The sequence below is a fragment of the Streptomyces sp. NPDC104106 genome (assembly GCF_055584345.1).
In genome coordinates this window covers 445031-461133 of record NZ_JBVJMF010000004.1, presented here as the reverse complement: position 1 = coordinate 461133, position 16103 = coordinate 445031, and the positions used below count along the sequence as shown (strand labels likewise).

18 protein-coding genes and 4 pseudogenes are annotated in these 16103 nt (G+C 72.5%); 21 read left to right on the top strand and 1 reads right to left on the bottom strand.

Annotation, left to right across the window (positions count from 1 at the left end):
• The first annotated feature begins 14 nt into the window (after positions 1 to 14).
• Both ACZ60X_RS12880 and ACZ60X_RS12875 read left to right on the top strand, forming a co-directional pair.
• A pseudogene (locus tag ACZ60X_RS12880) lies at positions 15 to 640 on the top strand (CBS domain-containing protein).
• Between the two features lie 139 nt (positions 641 to 779).
• Positions 780 to 1505: a response regulator gene (locus ACZ60X_RS12875; protein WP_469597059.1), complete on the top strand. Its 726-nt coding sequence runs from the start codon at positions 780 to 782 to the stop codon at positions 1503 to 1505.
• A gap of 12 nt (positions 1506 to 1517) precedes the next feature.
• On the opposite strand, the gene ACZ60X_RS12870 is transcribed toward ACZ60X_RS12875, so the two are convergent.
• The gene (locus ACZ60X_RS12870; protein ID WP_469597056.1) at positions 1518 to 2402 is read right to left on the bottom strand and encodes a CBS domain-containing protein; all 885 of its coding nucleotides are present in this window, start codon (positions 2400 to 2402) and stop codon (positions 1518 to 1520) included.
• A 167-nt stretch (positions 2403 to 2569) separates the two neighbouring features.
• Here ACZ60X_RS12870 and ACZ60X_RS12865 point away from each other — a divergent pair, with 167 nt between their 5' ends.
• From ACZ60X_RS12865 to ACZ60X_RS12775, 19 genes and pseudogenes are all read left to right on the top strand, one after another.
• Complete coding sequence (locus ACZ60X_RS12865; RefSeq protein WP_469597053.1) at positions 2570 to 3007, top strand: hypothetical protein; 438 nt, start codon at positions 2570 to 2572, stop codon at positions 3005 to 3007.
• Complete coding sequence (locus tag ACZ60X_RS12860) at positions 3004 to 3933, top strand: hypothetical protein (protein ID WP_469597051.1); 930 nt, start codon at positions 3004 to 3006, stop codon at positions 3931 to 3933. The genes ACZ60X_RS12865 and ACZ60X_RS12860 overlap by 4 nt, the downstream gene beginning before the upstream one ends.
• The gene (locus tag ACZ60X_RS12855; RefSeq protein WP_469597048.1) at positions 3920 to 5362 is read left to right on the top strand and encodes a V-type ATPase 116kDa subunit family protein; all 1443 of its coding nucleotides are present in this window, start codon (positions 3920 to 3922) and stop codon (positions 5360 to 5362) included. The genes ACZ60X_RS12860 and ACZ60X_RS12855 overlap by 14 nt, the downstream gene beginning before the upstream one ends.
• Positions 5347 to 5760, top strand: coding sequence for an ATP synthase subunit C (locus ACZ60X_RS12850; RefSeq protein ID WP_469597046.1), 414 nt, complete (start codon positions 5347 to 5349; stop codon positions 5758 to 5760). Before ACZ60X_RS12855 ends, ACZ60X_RS12850 begins: the two co-directional genes overlap by 16 nt.
• On the top strand, positions 5757 to 5990 hold the full coding sequence (locus tag ACZ60X_RS12845) for a V-type ATP synthase subunit F (protein WP_469597043.1): 234 nt from the start codon (positions 5757 to 5759) through the stop codon (positions 5988 to 5990). Before ACZ60X_RS12850 ends, ACZ60X_RS12845 begins: the two co-directional genes overlap by 4 nt.
• Positions 5987 to 6496, top strand: a complete 510-nt coding sequence (locus ACZ60X_RS12840; protein WP_469597039.1) for a hypothetical protein — start codon at positions 5987 to 5989, stop codon at positions 6494 to 6496. The genes ACZ60X_RS12845 and ACZ60X_RS12840 overlap by 4 nt, the downstream gene beginning before the upstream one ends.
• Positions 6493 to 8292, top strand: coding sequence for a V-type ATP synthase subunit A (locus tag ACZ60X_RS12835; RefSeq protein ID WP_469597036.1), 1800 nt, complete (start codon positions 6493 to 6495; stop codon positions 8290 to 8292). Before ACZ60X_RS12840 ends, ACZ60X_RS12835 begins: the two co-directional genes overlap by 4 nt.
• Positions 8289 to 9683: a V-type ATP synthase subunit B gene (locus ACZ60X_RS12830; protein WP_469597034.1), complete on the top strand. Its 1395-nt coding sequence runs from the start codon at positions 8289 to 8291 to the stop codon at positions 9681 to 9683. Before ACZ60X_RS12835 ends, ACZ60X_RS12830 begins: the two co-directional genes overlap by 4 nt.
• Positions 9680 to 10300, top strand: a complete 621-nt coding sequence (locus tag ACZ60X_RS12825; RefSeq protein ID WP_469597031.1) for a V-type ATP synthase subunit D — start codon at positions 9680 to 9682, stop codon at positions 10298 to 10300. Before ACZ60X_RS12830 ends, ACZ60X_RS12825 begins: the two co-directional genes overlap by 4 nt.
• Before the next feature lie 100 nt (positions 10301 to 10400).
• Positions 10401 to 11795 carry a nicotinate phosphoribosyltransferase gene (locus ACZ60X_RS12820; RefSeq protein ID WP_469597028.1) on the top strand — a complete coding sequence of 465 codons (1395 nt, stop codon included), beginning with the start codon at positions 10401 to 10403 and terminating at the stop codon, positions 11793 to 11795.
• 136 nt (positions 11796 to 11931) lie between these two features.
• The gene (locus tag ACZ60X_RS12815; RefSeq protein ID WP_469597026.1) at positions 11932 to 12222 is read left to right on the top strand and encodes a DUF1918 domain-containing protein; all 291 of its coding nucleotides are present in this window, start codon (positions 11932 to 11934) and stop codon (positions 12220 to 12222) included.
• Positions 12206 to 13084: a universal stress protein gene (locus ACZ60X_RS12810; RefSeq protein ID WP_469597023.1), complete on the top strand. Its 879-nt coding sequence runs from the start codon at positions 12206 to 12208 to the stop codon at positions 13082 to 13084. The genes ACZ60X_RS12815 and ACZ60X_RS12810 overlap by 17 nt, the downstream gene beginning before the upstream one ends.
• A gap of 30 nt (positions 13085 to 13114) precedes the next feature.
• Positions 13115 to 14104, top strand: a complete 990-nt coding sequence (locus ACZ60X_RS12805; RefSeq protein WP_469597021.1) for an Acg family FMN-binding oxidoreductase — start codon at positions 13115 to 13117, stop codon at positions 14102 to 14104.
• A 41-nt stretch (positions 14105 to 14145) separates the two neighbouring features.
• Positions 14146 to 14604 (top strand): CBS domain-containing protein, encoded by a 459-nt coding sequence (locus ACZ60X_RS12800; RefSeq protein WP_469597019.1) that lies wholly within the window; start codon positions 14146 to 14148, stop codon positions 14602 to 14604.
• Positions 14594 to 14860 (top strand): cation-transporting P-type ATPase, encoded by a 267-nt coding sequence (locus ACZ60X_RS12795; protein WP_469597016.1) that lies wholly within the window; start codon positions 14594 to 14596, stop codon positions 14858 to 14860. Before ACZ60X_RS12800 ends, ACZ60X_RS12795 begins: the two co-directional genes overlap by 11 nt.
• Positions 14835 to 15269, top strand: a pseudogene (locus tag ACZ60X_RS12790) (HAD-IC family P-type ATPase); the annotation flags it as partial. The gene ACZ60X_RS12795 and the pseudogene ACZ60X_RS12790, both read left to right, overlap by 26 nt.
• 44 nt (positions 15270 to 15313) lie before the next feature.
• A pseudogene (locus tag ACZ60X_RS12785) lies at positions 15314 to 15439 on the top strand (TrkA family potassium uptake protein); the annotation flags it as partial.
• A pseudogene (locus ACZ60X_RS12780) lies at positions 15436 to 15728 on the top strand (NAD-binding protein); the annotation flags it as partial. The pseudogenes ACZ60X_RS12785 and ACZ60X_RS12780, both read left to right, overlap by 4 nt.
• Complete coding sequence (locus ACZ60X_RS12775; protein WP_469597440.1) at positions 15708 to 16091, top strand: TrkA C-terminal domain-containing protein; 384 nt, start codon at positions 15708 to 15710, stop codon at positions 16089 to 16091. The pseudogene ACZ60X_RS12780 and the gene ACZ60X_RS12775, both read left to right, overlap by 21 nt.
• Positions 16092 to 16103 lie beyond the last annotated feature (12 nt).

Sequence of the window (16103 nt, the reverse complement as noted above, 5' to 3'; positions counted from 1 at the left end):
CTTGTGGAGTCACCGTGGACGGCACCCCGCGCATCGTCAGCGATGTCATGACCCAGACGGTCGCCGCCGTCGGCCGACGGGCCCCTTCAAGGAGATCGTGCAGCTGATGCAGGACTGGCAGGTCAGCGGGCTGCCCGTGATCGAGGGCGAGGGCCGGGTGGTCGCAGTCGTCTCCGAAGCCGACCTGCTGCCCAAGGAGGAGCTCCGGGACGACCCCGATGCGGGCTACCTCCAGCTGCGTCAGCCCGTGGACGTGGCCAAGGCAGCCGCCCTCACCGCAGGAGACTTGATGTCCTCTCCCGCCGTCACGGTCCGGGCCGGCCACGCTCGCCGAGGCGGCGCGCGTCATGGCGCGAGACGGGGTCGGGAGGCTGCCGGTGGTGGACGAGGCCGGGCTGCCGGCGGGCGTCGTCAGCCGGGCCGACCTGCTCAAAGTGTTCCTGCGCGACGATGAGGACAGGCCGAGGAGGTCCGGCGCGAGATCGCCTCCTGCCTCTTCCCGCCGCCGTCGTCGACCGTCCAGGTGGAGGTGCACGACGGTGTCGTGACGCTCGCCGGGCGCGTCCGCGACACTGCCCTGGTGCATGTGGCCGCGCGGCTGGTAAGGGGTGGTGGACGCGGGGTTCGACCTCACGCGTGACGGCGGGTCGCAGTAGCCGGAAAGGTACCGCCGCAGGGTGACTGGGGCCGGACGGCCCTGGTGCGACGGGCACCGTCAGGTGATGATCGGCATCGAGGACATTCGGCAGTGTCCCATCGCTCGCGGAATCGAGGTCTCCATGGCCGTGACACGCACCTTCACCGAGCAGGATCCGATCCGCGTGTTCCTGCTCGACGACCACGAGGTGGTACGACGTGGGCTGGCCGACCTCCTGGAGGCCGAACCGGACATCTCCGTGGTCGGCGACGCGGACACCGCCGAACACGCGCTCACCCGGGGCCCCGCCCTGCGACCGCACGTCGCCGTGCTCGACGTCCGCCTGCCCGACGGCGACGGCATCACGGTCTGCCGCGAGCTGCGCGACCGGATGCCGGAACTGGCGTGCCTGATGCTGACCTCCTTCGACGACGAGGACGCCCTGCTGGACGCCATCATGGCCGGGGCGTCCGGATACGTGCTGAAGCAGATCAAGGGCTCCGACCTCGTGTCGGCGGTACGCACCGTCGCTTCGGGGCAGTCGATGCTGGACCCGGCGACGACCGCCCGGCTCATGCGATCCCTGAGAGCGGACCCGGTCGAAGTTCCGTCGCTGCCCGCTGAACTGGCAGCCCTCTCACCGCGAGAACGCGACATTCTTGCGCTGATCGGCGACGGTCTGACCAACCGCGAGATCGGCAAGAAGCTGTACCTGTCCGAGAAGACCGTCAAGAACCACATCTCACGGCTGCTGGCCAAACTGGGCGTGCAGCGCCGCGTCCAGGCGGCGGTCCTCGCCTCCCACCTGGACCAGCACGAATCCGGCCCGCACGACTCCCGTGAAGTCAAGGATCGTTCTTCCCGCTGAGAGCGGCCGGGGTCAGGCGGCGGTGAGCAGGTTCTTCACCTCGACCACGTCGGAGATCTCCTCGACCTCCGCCACCAGCCGGGCCAGTGTCACCGAGGACATCCGGCCGGTCAGCTCCACGATGCCGTCGTGCACGGCCACCTCGACGTTCTCCCGGTCACCCGGCGGGCAGCACGCGGCGATCGTCGCCTCGACCTCCGTCCGGATACCGGCGTCGTCCCTGATGAGCGACTGCAGCAGCGCATCACGGCGTACGACGCCCACCAGACGGCCATCGCGGTCGGTGACAGGCATCCGCTTCAACCGGGACAGCGCGGCGAGCCAGGCCGCCTCGGCGACGGTCGCGCCCGGCAGCACCGTGATCGCGGGACTTGTCATCAGGTCGCCGGCCAGATCACCACGGGCCTTGCCATGGATCCGGCGCTCACGCAGCCGGCCGATACGGCCGGGCCGGTGACCGGATGCCTCGAAGGCGACCTTGGCGAGCAGGTCGGACTCCGAGACGACGCCGACCACATGGTCCTCGGCATCCACGACCGGGAGCGCGCCCACGTGCTCGCGCGCCAGCGTGCGGGCGATGTCGCGGTAGGGCAGGTCTTCGCGCAGGGAGGCGGCGGGCACGTCCATCACGTCCCGCACCAGGGGCAGTCCCGGTTCGGGCGCGGATGCGGACTGCGGCGTGAGCGGGGCGGACGTTGGTGCGGGACGGGCCGTGGCACTCGGCACAGCCGTCGGAGCCTGCGCTTCTGCACCTACATGCTTGGATGCGGCCGTGGCCACGGCACCCAGGTAGCGAAGCAACGTGTCCTGCCGTGCTGTTTCGCCGGTGCTGAAGGGGCGGCAGGGCACGTCCCGCCGGACCTCGGCCTCCGCGGAGAAGTTCTCGTGCTCGTTCACGGCGGCCTCCTGACTCCGTCGAGTCGCCTACCGTCCCAGTCTTTCGCTCTCTCTGCCCGTGCCAAGAGCCGAACGGCCCTGGTGGAACGGCGTGACGGCTCTATCCGGTGCGGGCCGGAACGGCAACGGTGAGACTGGAGGAGCAGCCGACCGGCAGGAGGCCGCCGATGAGCCTGCGGGACTTCCTGGAGCGGTTCCGTCCGGTGGGCACGCCGGGAGCGTCCGCCACCGGCGTGCCCGCCGACCGTACGGCGGAACGCGCCGCGGAACTGACGCCCGCCCTCGCCCGGCTGGCAGACGTACAGCAGGAGGCGGCGCAGATCCAGGCAGCCGCTGAGCAGGAGGCCGAGGCCCTCCGGCAGAACGCCGTGCGAGAGGCGGCACGCATGGTGGAGGCCGCGCGGGAGCGAGCTCCCGAGGTTCGCCGGCAGGCCGCAGAACCCCTGCTGCGCAAGGCGCGGCAAGAGGCGGACGCCCTGCGCGCCGCAGGAGACGACACTGCCTCGGCGATCCGCGAGCGGGCCGTGGAACGTATGCCCCACCTGGTGGATCTCGCTGTGGCCGACGCCCTGCGCCTGACAGGCGGGGAGCGGCAAGCGCCATGAGTGCCGGGTGGGTCGCCGGAGCGGTGCGCGCGAAGGCCCTCGTCGGCCGGTGTCCGGGCACCGACGGGGCACGGGAGATCGCACGTGGTCCGACACTCGATGACGCCCTGCACCGCCTGGCGACCACGCCCTATGCCAGACACACGCGGCCGGCGGCGGACTTGCGCCAGGCGCAGTGGTCGGTGTCCGCCACCCTGCTGTGGCACCTGCGGGTGCTGGCCGGCTGGCTGCCCCGGGGCGGTGCACGCCTGCTGATTCCGCTCGCCGCCGGGTTCGAGATAGCCAACGTGGCCTCCCGGCTGCCTGCATCCGACGGTCGCCGTGCGGAGGCCCCGGATCCCTATCGGCTGGGCGCCCTGGAGACCGCCTGGCGCAGTCTGGAACGCGCCGGGACACTCGCTGAGACACGGGCGGCGCTCGCGGCCTCGCCTTGGGGAGACCCGGGCGGCGACACACCGTGGGCCCTGGTCACCGGCATGCGGATGGCCGCCGCGCGCCGCACCGCTGTCGCCGTACAGCCCGCGCGCCGCTGGGCCCAGGGACGCGCCGTCCTGCTGGCAGCTCGTGAGCTGTTCGTACATCACCGCTCTCTTCCGGAGCCCGTACTGCGCGATGCGGCACGGCTGCTCGGGACGCGGGCGACGGCCGCCTCCACGTACCAGGAGTTCCGCGAGCGTCTGCCCTCGTCCGCGGGTTGGGCCCTGGAGGGCGTCGACGAACCGGGTGAGCTGTGGCGGGCGGAGGCCCGCTGGTGGCGGACGGTGCAGGCGGACGGCGCGGCGCTGATGCGTGAGGGCCGTTACGGGCCCCGGGTGGTCGTCGGTGCGGTGGCGCTGCTGTCCGTGGACGCCTGGCGGATGCGGGCGGCGCTGGAGTCGGCGGCGCGCGGGGGCCGGCCCGGGGAGGTGTTCGATGCCCTGGTCTGAGGCGGTGACGCCGGTCCAGATGCGCCGTGTGGCGGTGGTCGTGCCGCAGGCGGCTCTCCGGGACGCTCTGGTGCGGATCGCCGAGGAGGGCTGCGTGGAACTGGACCGCGCCGAGGAAGCGCCTCCTGGCGCAGCGGCCGTGCGACTGCAGCGGTTGCGGGGACGGGGCGCGACAGGCGGTCCCGAAAGCCCCGCGACAGCGGTCTTGGCCGCCGCCACGCCCGACCTCGACTTGCTCGAACGCCGTGAAAACGTCGCACTGCTGGCGGGCGAGGCCCAGTTGGAGGAGCGCGCGGAGGGCGCCGTACGGCAGGGAGAGGTGGCCGCGCTGGCCGGGTGGTGCCCGGCGGCCGAGGTACCCCGCGTCGCGGGACGTCTGGCCGCTGCGGGAGGCGCGCTGCTGCCGCTGCCGTCCCCGCGCGGAACCGATCCGCCGACGCTGCTGCGCCCGAGCCGGGCCGCCTCCTTCACCCCGCTGGTGACCACGTACGGGACGCCCGCCTACGCGGACGTCGATCCCTCGTGGCCGGCGGGCCTCACTTACGTCGCGATGTTCGGGATCATGTTCGGCGACGTGGGGCACGGGGCGCTGCTGGTGCTCGGCGGAGTCGCGTTGCGCCTCGGGTGGCCTCGCCGGCTGGCCGGGCTGGGCCGGTTGTGGCCGTTCCTCGCGGGTGCGGGCGTCGCTTCCATGGTGGCCGGGGCCGCCTACGGCGAGTTCTTCGGGCCGACGGGTCTGCTGCCGGTGCTGTGGCTGAGCCCCCTGGAGAGTCCTGCCCGTCTGCTGGCCGCCGCCGTGGTGTTCGGTGCCGGTCTGCTGGCCCTCGCACACGCCACCGGGGCGGTGAACCGGGTGCGTGAGGGCGGCTGGGGCTCGGCCCTGTACGCGGCGTCGGGCTGCGCCGGGCTGATGTTCTACCTGGGCCTCACTCTGGCCGCGGCAGGCCTGGTCCTGCACCGGCAGGCTCCGGCCGTCGCCGGAGCCGCTCTTGCCGTGACCGGGCTGGCGCTGGTGGCGTCCGGCCTGTTCCGGGCCACCGCGGGCGGTGGTGCGGGACTCGCCGAGACGGTGGTACAGCTGTTCGACGTCGTCGTGCGGACCGGCACCAACACACTCTCCTTCGCCCGGTTGGCCGCATTCGGCCTGACCCATGCCGCTCTCGCGGATCTGGTGTGGCGCGGTACGACCGGCCTGGCCGGGCGTGGGGCCGCCGGAGTCTCGGGCGCCGCCCTGCTGTTCGTCGTGGGCACGGCCGTTTCCTTCGGCCTGGAAGCCCTGGTGGCCGGTGTGCAGGCGCTGCGGCTGGAGTTCTACGAACTCTTCTCGCGGCTCTTCGAGACGGAGGGCCGCCCGTTCCGTCCCTGGCACGTTCCCCCGGCGGAGCCTGCCGATCCCGCTACGAAGGTGATCCCATGCTCACCTGGCTGATCGTCCTTCCCGTCCTGGTCGCGGTGCTCGGCGCCGTCCGGCTGCTGCGCCGGCGCCGGACCAGACACGCCTTCCGCTGGCTGCTGGCCACGAACCTCGCCCTTCTGGGCGGCGCCCTGGTCGTCCTCGCCACCGCGCTGGCGGGGCAGGCACAGGCCTCGGCACAGGCCGCCGGGTCCGGTGGGGTCAACGGATCCGCCTTGATCGGGGCGGCCATCGCGGTGGCCGGCGCGTCGATAGGAGCCGCGATAGCCGTCGCCTACACGGGCGCCGCGGCACTGGCCGCGTTGAGCGAACGTCCGGAGATGTTCGGCCGGGCCATGGTGATCGTCGGTCTCGCGGAGGGCATCGCGGTGTACGGGCTGGTGGTCGCGATCCTGCTGATCGGAAAGGCATGACGATGGCCACCGTGGCCGCCATCGGCACACGGACCAGCGTGTCCGGTCTGGCGCTGGCGGGGGTCGACGTGCTCGTCGCTGAGGATCCGGACGCCGTCCGCCGGGCCTGGCGGACGCTGCCCCGCACGGTCGGCCTCGTGATCCTCACGGCCGAGGCTGCCGAAGCGCTGGGCGGCGCGGCGACGGCGCCGGACCCGTCCAGGCCACTGACGGTGGTGATGCCCGGATGACCGCTCCCGTCGACGCGCTGAGCCCCGTACGCGCCGAGTTGCTGCGCGCGGCGCGGGCCTCGGCCGACGCCGTACGGGACCGCGCTCAGGCCGATGCGGAGGAAACCCTGGGCTCGGCCCGCGCCACGGCCGAGGCGGTGCTCACGCGGGCCCGGGACCTCGGCAGAGCCGACGGTGCCGCCGAGGCGGCACGGGAACGGGTGCGAGCGGTCCAGGACGCCTGGGCGGCGGAACTGGCGGCCAGGGCCGAGGCGTACGCGGCTCTCAGGGCTGCGGTCCACGCAGGGGTGCGCAGGGAATTCGCGGAGGACGCGTCCTTGCGGTCGCGCTGCGAGGAAGCGGCACGAAAGCTGTTGGGTCCGCAGGCGAGGGTCACGGCGACCTCGGGGGGCGGGGTGACGGCCGAGGCGCCCGGCCGCCGGGTCGACCTGTCGGCGGGCGCCCTCGCCGATCGCGCCCTGGACCGCCTGGGTGCCCGGGCCGAGACGTTGTGGGAGCCGGCATGACCAGCTCCGGCAACCCTTCGTCGGACTCGTCGGGCAGGCATACGCTTCCGCAGATCACGCCCGGCGCTCCGCCGGACGGCGCCGACCGCCCACGGATCCTTCGTGTCGCCGGCCCTCTCGTGGAGATCACCTGTCCGCCCACGGTGGCCATGCACGACCTGGTCGTGCTGGGTGCCGCCGGGCTGCCGGGCGAGGTGGTCGCCATCCACGGCGACACGGCCACCATCGAGGCGTACGAGTACACCGGCGGACTTGCGCCCGGGCACCCTGCGGAGCCCCAGGGCCGCCCCCTGTCGGTGCGGCTGGCACCGGATCTGCTCGGCGGCGTGTACGACGGGCTGCTGCGCCCTCTGGCCGGCATCGGCGACCTTCTCACGGCGAGCGGACCGACGACCCGTGAACCGGACCGACGCACCTGGTCGTTCACACCGCGAGTGGCCGAGGGAGCGCCGGTCGCGACCGGTGACGTCCTCGGGCGGATCGGCGCGGGCGTGCCGCTGCGGCTCCTGGTGCCCCCGGGCCTGTCGGGTGAGGTGACGTGGATCGCGGCGGCGGGCGATCACCTCTCGAACGGCGTGCTCGCCGTGGTGGGCGGCCAGGAGGTGCGGATGGCGCAGTCCTGGCCGGTGCGCAGACCGCGACCGGTCGCGCGGCGGCTGCCGGCGGACGTGCCCCTGAACACCGGGCAGCGGGCGGTCGACCTGCTCTTCCCGGTGGCACGTGGCAGTACGGTCGCCGTGCCCGGCGGATTCGGCACCGGCAAGACCATGCTGCTGCAGCAGATCGCCAAGTGGTGCGACGCCGACGTCATCGTCTACGTCGGCTGCGGCGAGCGCGGCAACGAGATGGCGGACGTCATCGAGGAGTTGGCGGAGCTGACCGATCCGCGGACCGGCGGCCGTCTGGCCGAACGGACCGTGACGATCGCGAACACCTCCAACATGCCGATGATGGCCCGCGAGGCCGGCGTGCACACGGGCGCGACGGTCGCCGAGTACTTCCGCGACATGGGCCTCGACGTCGTCCTGATCGCCGACTCGACCTCCCGCTGGGCGGAGGCGCTGCGCGAGTTCGCCTCCCGTATGGGCGAACTCCCCGCCGAAGAAGGCTATCCGGCGGGGCTCGCCTCGCAACTGGCCGCGTTCTACGAGCGGGCCGCCGCCGTGCGCACCCTAGGCGGCACGACCGGCTCGGTCACGGTGATCGGCGCGGTGTCTCCACCGGGCGGTGACCGCACCGAGCCCGTCACCGCGCACACCGAGCGCTTCGTGCGCTGCCTGTGGAGCCTGGACCGCGATCTCGCCTACGCACGCCACTACCCGGCCGTGTCCTGGTCGGAGTCCTTCTCCCGGGACGCCGCCACACTGGCCGCCGCCCATGCGCGGGCCGGTGACGCCGAGTGGGCCGAGCGGCGTGGGCGTGTGGCGCGGCAGCTGGCGGAGGCGGACCGGCTGGCCGACCTCGTCGAGCTGGTCGGGATCACGGCGCTGCCGCCCCGGGAACGGATCAGTGTGCTCGCCGGACGGCTGCTGCGCGAGGCCGCGATCCAGCAGAACGCGCTGTCCCCGGCGGACGCCTACAGCGCGCCCGAGAAGACGGCGGCCCTGGTGGAGGCCGTGCTGACGGTCGTCGACCGCTGCCTGGAACTGGTGGACTCCGGGATTCCCGCGGATGCCGTCGAAGCGGTCGACTTCACCCCTCTGCTGCGGGCGCGCGAGACGGCGGGCCCCGCCGAGACCGCGCCGGTGGCCGCGGCCCGCGACACCGTGCTGGCCCGGCTCGAGGAGGCGGCGTGACCGGCGCCGGGGGCATCGAGTACACGGGGGTGCGGGATCTGCGCGGTCCTCTCCTGTTCGTCGAGGGAGTGAGCGGGGTCGGCTGGGACGAGTTCGCCACGATCGTCCTCGACTCCGGTGAACGACGACACGGCCTGGTCCTGGAAGTGGACCGCGACATCGCGGTGGTGCAGGTCCTGCAGGACACGGCCGGCATGAAGCGCACCGGCACCCGCGTCGCCTTCTCCGGCACGCCACTGCGGATCCCGGTCGGGACCGGATGGCTGGGACGGGTCTGCAACGGGCGGGGCGAAGCGGCCGACGGCGGGCCACCGGTGCTGGGCGGGTCGTACGCGGAGGTAGGCGGCGCACCGATCAACCCGGTACGCCGGGAACCGCCCACCGAGGCGGTACTCACCGGTGTGGGCGCCGTGGACGTGCTCACCACGCTGGTGCGGGGCCAGAAGCTGCCGGTGTTCTCGGCGGCCGGGCTGCCGCACCTGGAACTGGCCGTGCAGATCGCGGCCCAGGCGACGTGCGGAGGTGAGCCGTTCGCCGTTGTGTTCGCCGGCATGGGACTCACCCATGCCGACACGGCGTTCGTCCGCGAAGGACTGGCGGCCCGCTCGGCGGCGAGGGAACTGGCCCTGCTCCTCAACACCGCCGACGACCCGGTGATCGAACGGCTGCTCACCCCGCGACTCGCCCTGACCGTCGCCGAGCACCTGGCGTTCACGCGGGGCCGTCACGTCCTGGTGGTCATGACGGACATGACGGCCTACGCGGAGGCGCTGCGGGAGGTGTCCGCCGCGCGTGGCGAGATTCCGGCCCGCCGGGCCTACCCCGGATACCTCTACAGCGACCTCGCGTCCCTCTACGAACGCTGTGGCCGCATCAGAGGGCGGCCGGGGTCGGTGACCATCCTTCCCGTTCTCACCATGCCCGCGGGCGACATCACCCACCCCGTCCCGGACCTCACCGGCTACATCACGGAAGGCCAGATCGTGCTGTCCACCGAGGCGCAGGCGGCAGGTACGTATCCGCCCGTGGATCCGCTGGCCTCGCTGTCGCGGCTGATGCGCAAGGGAACCGGAGCTGGACGCACCCGCGCGGACCATCCCGCCGTCGCGGCGCAGTTGATCACCGCGCTGGCCCGGTCCCGGCAGGTGCGAGAGCTCGCCGACCTGATCGGACGCTCGGCACTCAGCCCGACCGATCTGCGTCATCTGGACCTGGAGGACGCTTTCCGGCACCGGTTCCTGGCGCAGAGCACCGACGAGAACCGATCGCTGGACCACGCCCTGGACCGGGCCTGGGAAGTGTTGCTGACCCTGCCGCGCAGCCAGCTCGGCATGCTTCCGGCCGACCTGCTCGACGCGCACGCTCCGCCGCAGGACCAGGAGGCAGGATGAGTCCGCGGGCGCGCCGGGTACCGGCCGGACGCGCCGGGCGCCTGCGGCTGCGTCGCAGCCTCGCCACGGCGGTTCGCGGAGCGGACCTCCTGGAACGCAAGCTCCGGCTCCTGCTGGACCGGGAGCGCACGGCACGACAAGCGGCTGAGGACGCGGGCCGGGTATGGCGACGGAAGCTGGCCGAGGCGGAAACCTGGCTGGTGCGAGGAGTGCTGCTCGGCGGCGAACGCGCGCTGGCCGAGGCAGCGCCGACGGAGCGGGCGCGTGTGGACGTCCAGTGGGACGCGCTGATGGGCGTGCGCCACCCGGCAGCGGTCGCCTGGACGGACCCCGTCCGCTCCCCGTGGGAACAGACACCGTCCAACACCGCCCTCGCGCACGCCGGGACGGCCTACCGTGCCGCGGCCCGTGCCGCGGCGGAACTCGCCGGCCACCATGCAGCCGCCGAGTTGCTAGCCGCCGAGGCCGTACGTACGCGGCAGCGGGTCCGCGCCCTGCGCCGGCACTGGATCCCTCGGCTGCAAGACGAACTGGCCGTGGCGGAGCTGGCGTTGGAGGAGGCGGAGCACGAGGAAGCAGTGCGGCGCCGCTGGGCCGCCGGTCACGGTGGGCCCTGAGGCCGAACAGCCCACGACTCGGGACCTGAGGTCCCTTTCGTCCTGAGCGGTCGCGGTCAGACTGGGAACCAGGGAACCAAGACACTCGGCGGCGATCACCATGTCCGACGTCACCACCACCGACCTCTATGAAGTGACCATGGCCATGTCCTACCTCCGGGAGGACATGCGGGCTCCGGCCACCTTCAGCCTCCTCGTCCGCGACCTCCCACCCGGCCGGGGCTTCCTGGTCGCCGCGGGCCTGGAGTCCGCCCTGGACTTCCTGGCGCGCTACCGCGTGGAGCGGGACGACATCGAGGGGTTCGCGGACGCGCTGCACCGTCCTGTCCAGGATGTCGAACCTCTCCTCGGTCTTTCCTTCGAGGGCGAAGTGCGCGCCGTGCCGGAGGGCCATGCGGTGTTCGCCGGTGAGCCGCTCCTTGAGGTGACCGCCCCGCTTCCACAGGCTCAGCTCGTCGAGACGTACCTGCTGAACCAGTTGTGCCACCAGACGGTGGTCGCGTCGAAGGCGGCGCGCTGTGTCCTGGCTGCGGCCGGACGGCCGGTCGTGGACTTCTCTCTGCGTCGCACGCACGGCCCGTGGGCGGGCCTGCAGGCCGCCCGCCTGGGTGCCCTGGTGGGGTTCGCGGGTACGAGCAACGTGGCCGCGGCTGCGGCCCTCGGCATCCCGGCCTCGGGCACCATGGCGCATTCCTACATCGAGGCGTTCCCCGGCGAGGAGGAGGCGTTCCGTGCGTTCGCGGACGCCCACCCCGGCCCCGTCACCTTCCTCGTCGACACCTACGACACCGAGGAAGGCGTGCGCGTCGCCGCTCGGGTTCTGGCCGAGCTCCGGCGCGGACCTGGCTGCTCGATCCGCCTGGACAGTGGTGACCTCGACGCGCTCTCGCGCCGGTCACGCGCCATTCTGGACGCTGCCGGACTGGCCGACGTACGGATCGTGGCCAGCGGCGGGCTCGACGAGTACGGCGTGGACCATCTGGTAGGCGCCGGCGCACCGATCGATGTGTACGCGGTGGGCACGAAGGTGGGTGTGGCCGCGGACGCCCCTTACCTGGACGCCGCATACAAGCTCGTCGAGTACGACGGCCGCCCCGTGATGAAACTGTCCTCGGCGAAGGTCACGGCCCCGGGCCGCAAGCAGGTCTTCCGCCGCGCCGGACGGCCCGACGTGATTGCCCTCGCCGGGGAAGGTCCTCCGGATTCTGCTCAGCCACTGTTGCGCACGGTCATGCGCGGTGGGCGGCGGACAGGGCCGCCGGACCACTGGCAGGACGCCCGCAAGCGATTCCGCGAGGACCTCGCCGCTCTCCCCGGCCCGGCACTGCGGATCAAAGACCCCGAGCCGGTCCCGCCGATATGGTCCGAGGCTCTTGCGCGGCTCACCGCCTCGGTGCGCGCCGGCATCGAAGCGCGACTGCGCCCGGAGCAGCGCGTCGCCCCCTCGGACACGCCGGTTTCCCGCTCCGTACCGCTCTCGGCGCACACACACTGACCGTCCCCGCGCAAGCGGAGGGTCGACAGGGCCGCCACGGGGACCAATGGCCCCTGGCAGGCCGGCAGCCCCGAAGACTTCCATGGAATCGGCGGCGGCATTCCCTCCACGCCACAGCAGGGAGGAGGCGAGGGCGATGTCCGCTCCCGCACCACTGAAGAAGAACGACCAGGCCGTACCGACTACGGGCATCGAGGCGACAGGCGCCTCGGTGCGCACCCGCGTCGGCGAGGGGATCGTCGTACGGGGGACCACGGCCGGAGTCATCGCACCTGACGGCGAGATCGTCGGCCTCCAGCACCCGGACGGCAGCCCGCCCTGCGACGTGCGCTGGACCGACAGCGGACGGGTGACCCTGTACTTCCCAGGACCTGACGCCTGCATCTGCCATCTGCTGACGGGAGACGGCCATGTCCGGGCCCGTTGACCGCCGGCCGATCGTGGTGGGGCTCGATCCTGATCCCGGCCATCGGATGGCGCAGGCCTGGGCGGCCGACGAGGCCGCCCGCCGGCGGTTGCCGTTGCGCCTGGTCCATGTCGAGGGCATGCCCACCGGGGGCTACCGCGGGCGGGAAGTCCCACCGTCGTGGGAGGAGTGGAACGAGGCGCTGCACAAAGCCGGCCGGCAGGCGCTGGAGGAGGCCGCGAGCTTCGTCGCGGCCCGGCACCCCCAGCTCGGGGTGGACGTTCTGCTCGCGGAGGGCGAACCGGTGTGGGTCCTGCGCGAGCAGAGTCGCGGCGCCGCCGCAGTCGTGCTGGGATCACGGCACCTGAGCCGCAGGCAGGAGGTGTTCGGCTCGCACTCGGTGGCCCTGCCGGTCATGGCCCATGCGCACTGTCCCGTGGTGGTCGTTCCCGAGCCGGAACACATCACCCAGGAGCCGGCCTACTTCGTCGTCGGCGTCGACGGCAGCGAACACTCCGCTGCCGCGGTCGACGTGGCGTTCGAGGAGGCGGCCCTGCGCGGCGCCGAGCTGCGGGCCCTGCTCGTCCGGGAGCCCGGACCGCTCCGGATCTTCGACGAGTACGAGCCGCAGCAGGAGTGCCGTCGCTTGCTCTCCGAGATCGCGGCAGGCCGCCATGCCCGCTTCCCCGAGGTCGACCTGCGTCACGAAGTGGTCCTCGGGCATCCCGTCAAAGTTCTCACCGATGCCTCGGCGCATGCACTGGGTCTCGTGGTGGGAACCCGGGGCCGTGGAGGTTTCACCGGCATGTTGCTGGGCTCGGTCAGCCAAGGCGTGTTGCACCACGCCGCCTGCCCTGTCATCGCCGTCCCGACACCGGGGTGAAACCCAGGTCCGGCACGAAGGGAAGCCGCCATGACTGCAGAACCCCTCGACGTGAACACCGTCACCGCACTCGTGGCGGACGCCGCCGCAGCCCCCTCCCTGCACAACGCACAGCCCTGGACCTTCCGCTACCTGCGGGACATCGGCGTGCTCCGCCTGTACGCCGACCTGGAACGCAGCATGCCGCGGACCGACCCCGAGAATCGGGGCCTGCACATCGGTTGCGGCGCCGCGCTGCTGAACCTGCGCGTGGCCGCCGCGGCGGCGGGCCTGGCGCCGCTGGTCCGCCTGCTGCCCGACTCGGCCTACCCGGACTTCCTCGCCGAAGTACATCTGTGCGGCACCGGACCGCCCGACGGAGCGCTCGCCCGGCTGAGCCCTGCGATCCGGCGCCGCCACTCCAGTCGGCTGCCTTTCCGGGACGAGGAGATCCCCGGCGATGTGCGGGAGGGGCTGTCCGGAGCGGCCCGCGACGAGGGGGCCCAGCTGTTGTTCCCCGGCGCATGGCATGCGCAGTCGATCCTGGAACTGGTGCGGGACGGAGAGGGCAGAGAGGCGCTCGCGCCGGACGTGCGCGAGGAAACAGCGCGCTGGACGCACACAGAACTGCCCCATGCCGCTGGGGTGGCCGACGGCATCCCGGGCGAGGCGTTCGGTCCTCGGCAGCGCGGCACCTCGGCTCCTGTGCGTGACTTCGCCGTCGGCCGTCCGATGCCCGGCCGTGGCTGGGCACCCTTCGAGAAGAACCCGACCATCGCCCTGCTGGGCACGGCCCGCGACGGGCCCGTGGACTGGCTCGTGGCCGGTCAGGCACTGGAGCGGGTGCTGCTTCGGGTCACCGCGGACGGCCTCGTCGCCTCGGTCACCTCGCAGCCCCTGGAATGGCCTGAGATCCGGTGGGCCGTCCGCGACCCCGTCTCGTCCATGGCACACGTCCAGATGGTGATCAGGCTCGGCTACGGCCCCGAAGGCCCCGCGAGCCCACGTCGGCCGGTGGCCGATCTGCTCGACATTCTCTGAACAGCCCCATCGGACAGCATCGGGCACCGAGGAGTGGTCGCATGAAGGTTTCCGGGGCGATGACCGCTCCTCCGGTATGCGTCGAACCCCATGTGTCCCTGGTCGAGGTGACCCGACGGATGGTCGAGTGCGCCGTCGGGTCCGTCCTCGTGGTCGAGGACGGAGTGCTGCGCGGCATAGTCACCGACCGCGACCTCGCCGTACGCGGCATGGGCAGGGGCCTGGATCCGAAGGCCTCGGTGAACGCGGTCATGTCGCCACGTGTCGTCACGGTGGAAGCCACCGCCGACCTGGAGGTGGCCTACCGGACGTTCCGCCGCACGGGGGTCCGCCGGCTGCCGGTTCTCGACGCAGGCCGGGTGGTGGGCGTCCTGGCGATCGACGACCTGTTCCTCGACCTCTTCCGGCGATTCGCCGACCTGCTGGGACCGGTCACCTGGAGCATTCTGCAGGAGCCGCCCGGCCCGCCTTCGGAGACCGGAGCCCCGCATGAGCCCTGACCCGGCTCGGCAGGCGACGGCCGCCCTGCGCGAGGGCGGACCGCCGACCTACGTGACGACGACGGCGCCACCGGATCGGCGAAACACCCCCACCTCGTCCCTCTCCGCAGTGCCCGTCCCCGACGTCCTCGCCGCCCTGGGGAGTTCCCCGCTCGGTCTCACGTCGGCCGAGGCAGCCACGCGCCGGGACCGTTACGGCCGCAACGAACTGCCCGGCGTGGGCCGAGGCCATGTGTGGCGTCGGCTCGTCGCATAGTTCACCGACCTCTTCGCGGTGGTGCTGCTCGTCTCCTCGGCCATCACGTTCCTCGCGTACTTGCTGGGGCAAGCCCCGGGATCCGGCCACCCTCCAACTGGCCCTGGCGATCCTCGGCGTGGTGCTGCTGAACGCCGGCATCGGTTTCGCGCAGGAGTACTCCGCAGAGCTCACCGCGGAGTCCCTCCAGGCAATGCTGCCGCGCACCTGCCGGGTGCTGCGCGCCGGAGAGCGGCAGGAGCTGTCCGCGCGGAGTCTGGTGCCGGGCGATGTGGTGATCCTTGAGGCCGGGGACGCGGTGCCTGCCGACTGCCGCTTGATCGAGGCGCAGGAAGCCGCTGTCAACAACGCCGCGCTCACCGGCGAGAGCGATCCCGTCACCCGCGTTGCCGAACCCGTACCGTCGGGGCCGCCGCTGCAGGCTCGTAACTGCGTGTTCATGGGCACCGACCTGGTCACAGGCACCTGCTCCCCGCCCACGGTGTCCTGGCCGAGCCCGGTGACCTGGTCACCTTCAGCGTCGCCGCGACGGCTCTCGCCCGGCTGAGCGGCTTCCTCGACAAGGAGCTCGGAACGTGAAGGTCCTGATCGCGGGCGCGGGCCGGCTCGGCACCCAGATCGCCCAGGTGCTGTCCGCCGCCCGAAACGACGTCACCCTCGTCGAGTACGACGACGACCGGCTGGCAGAACTCGGCGACCTGCCGCACGTGCGCGTCGTAGCGGGAGACGCCTGCGAGCCGGCACTCCTCGAGCATGCGGGGCCCTCACCTGCGACCTCGTCATCGCCGCCACCGGCCGCGACGAGGACAACCTCGTCATCAGCCTGCTGGCCAAGCGGCAGTTCGGAGTGGGACGAGTGGCCGCGCGTGTCAACGGGGAGGAGAACGCGTGGCTCTTCGACCAGCGGTGGGGCGTGGACGTGGCCGTGCCCGGGGCCACACCGCTGATCTCCCTGATCGAGGAGGCCACCGGCGCCACGGACACGGTGGCGCTCCTGCGGCTGAGCAAGGCGGGCGTCGAGGTCATCGAGACCGCGATCAGCGAGGAGTCCCGGGCAGCGGGGCACAAGCTGGGTGAGATCGAGCTGCCCGCCGGTACCGTGGTCGCCACCCTCGTACGCGAGGGCCGGCCCACGGTCCCGCGCCCCGAGGTGCTGCTGCTCCCCGGCGACGAACTCCTGCTCATGTCCCACGAGGCGACCGAGCAGGAGATTCACGCGGCGTTCCAGTGAACCGGCCCCACA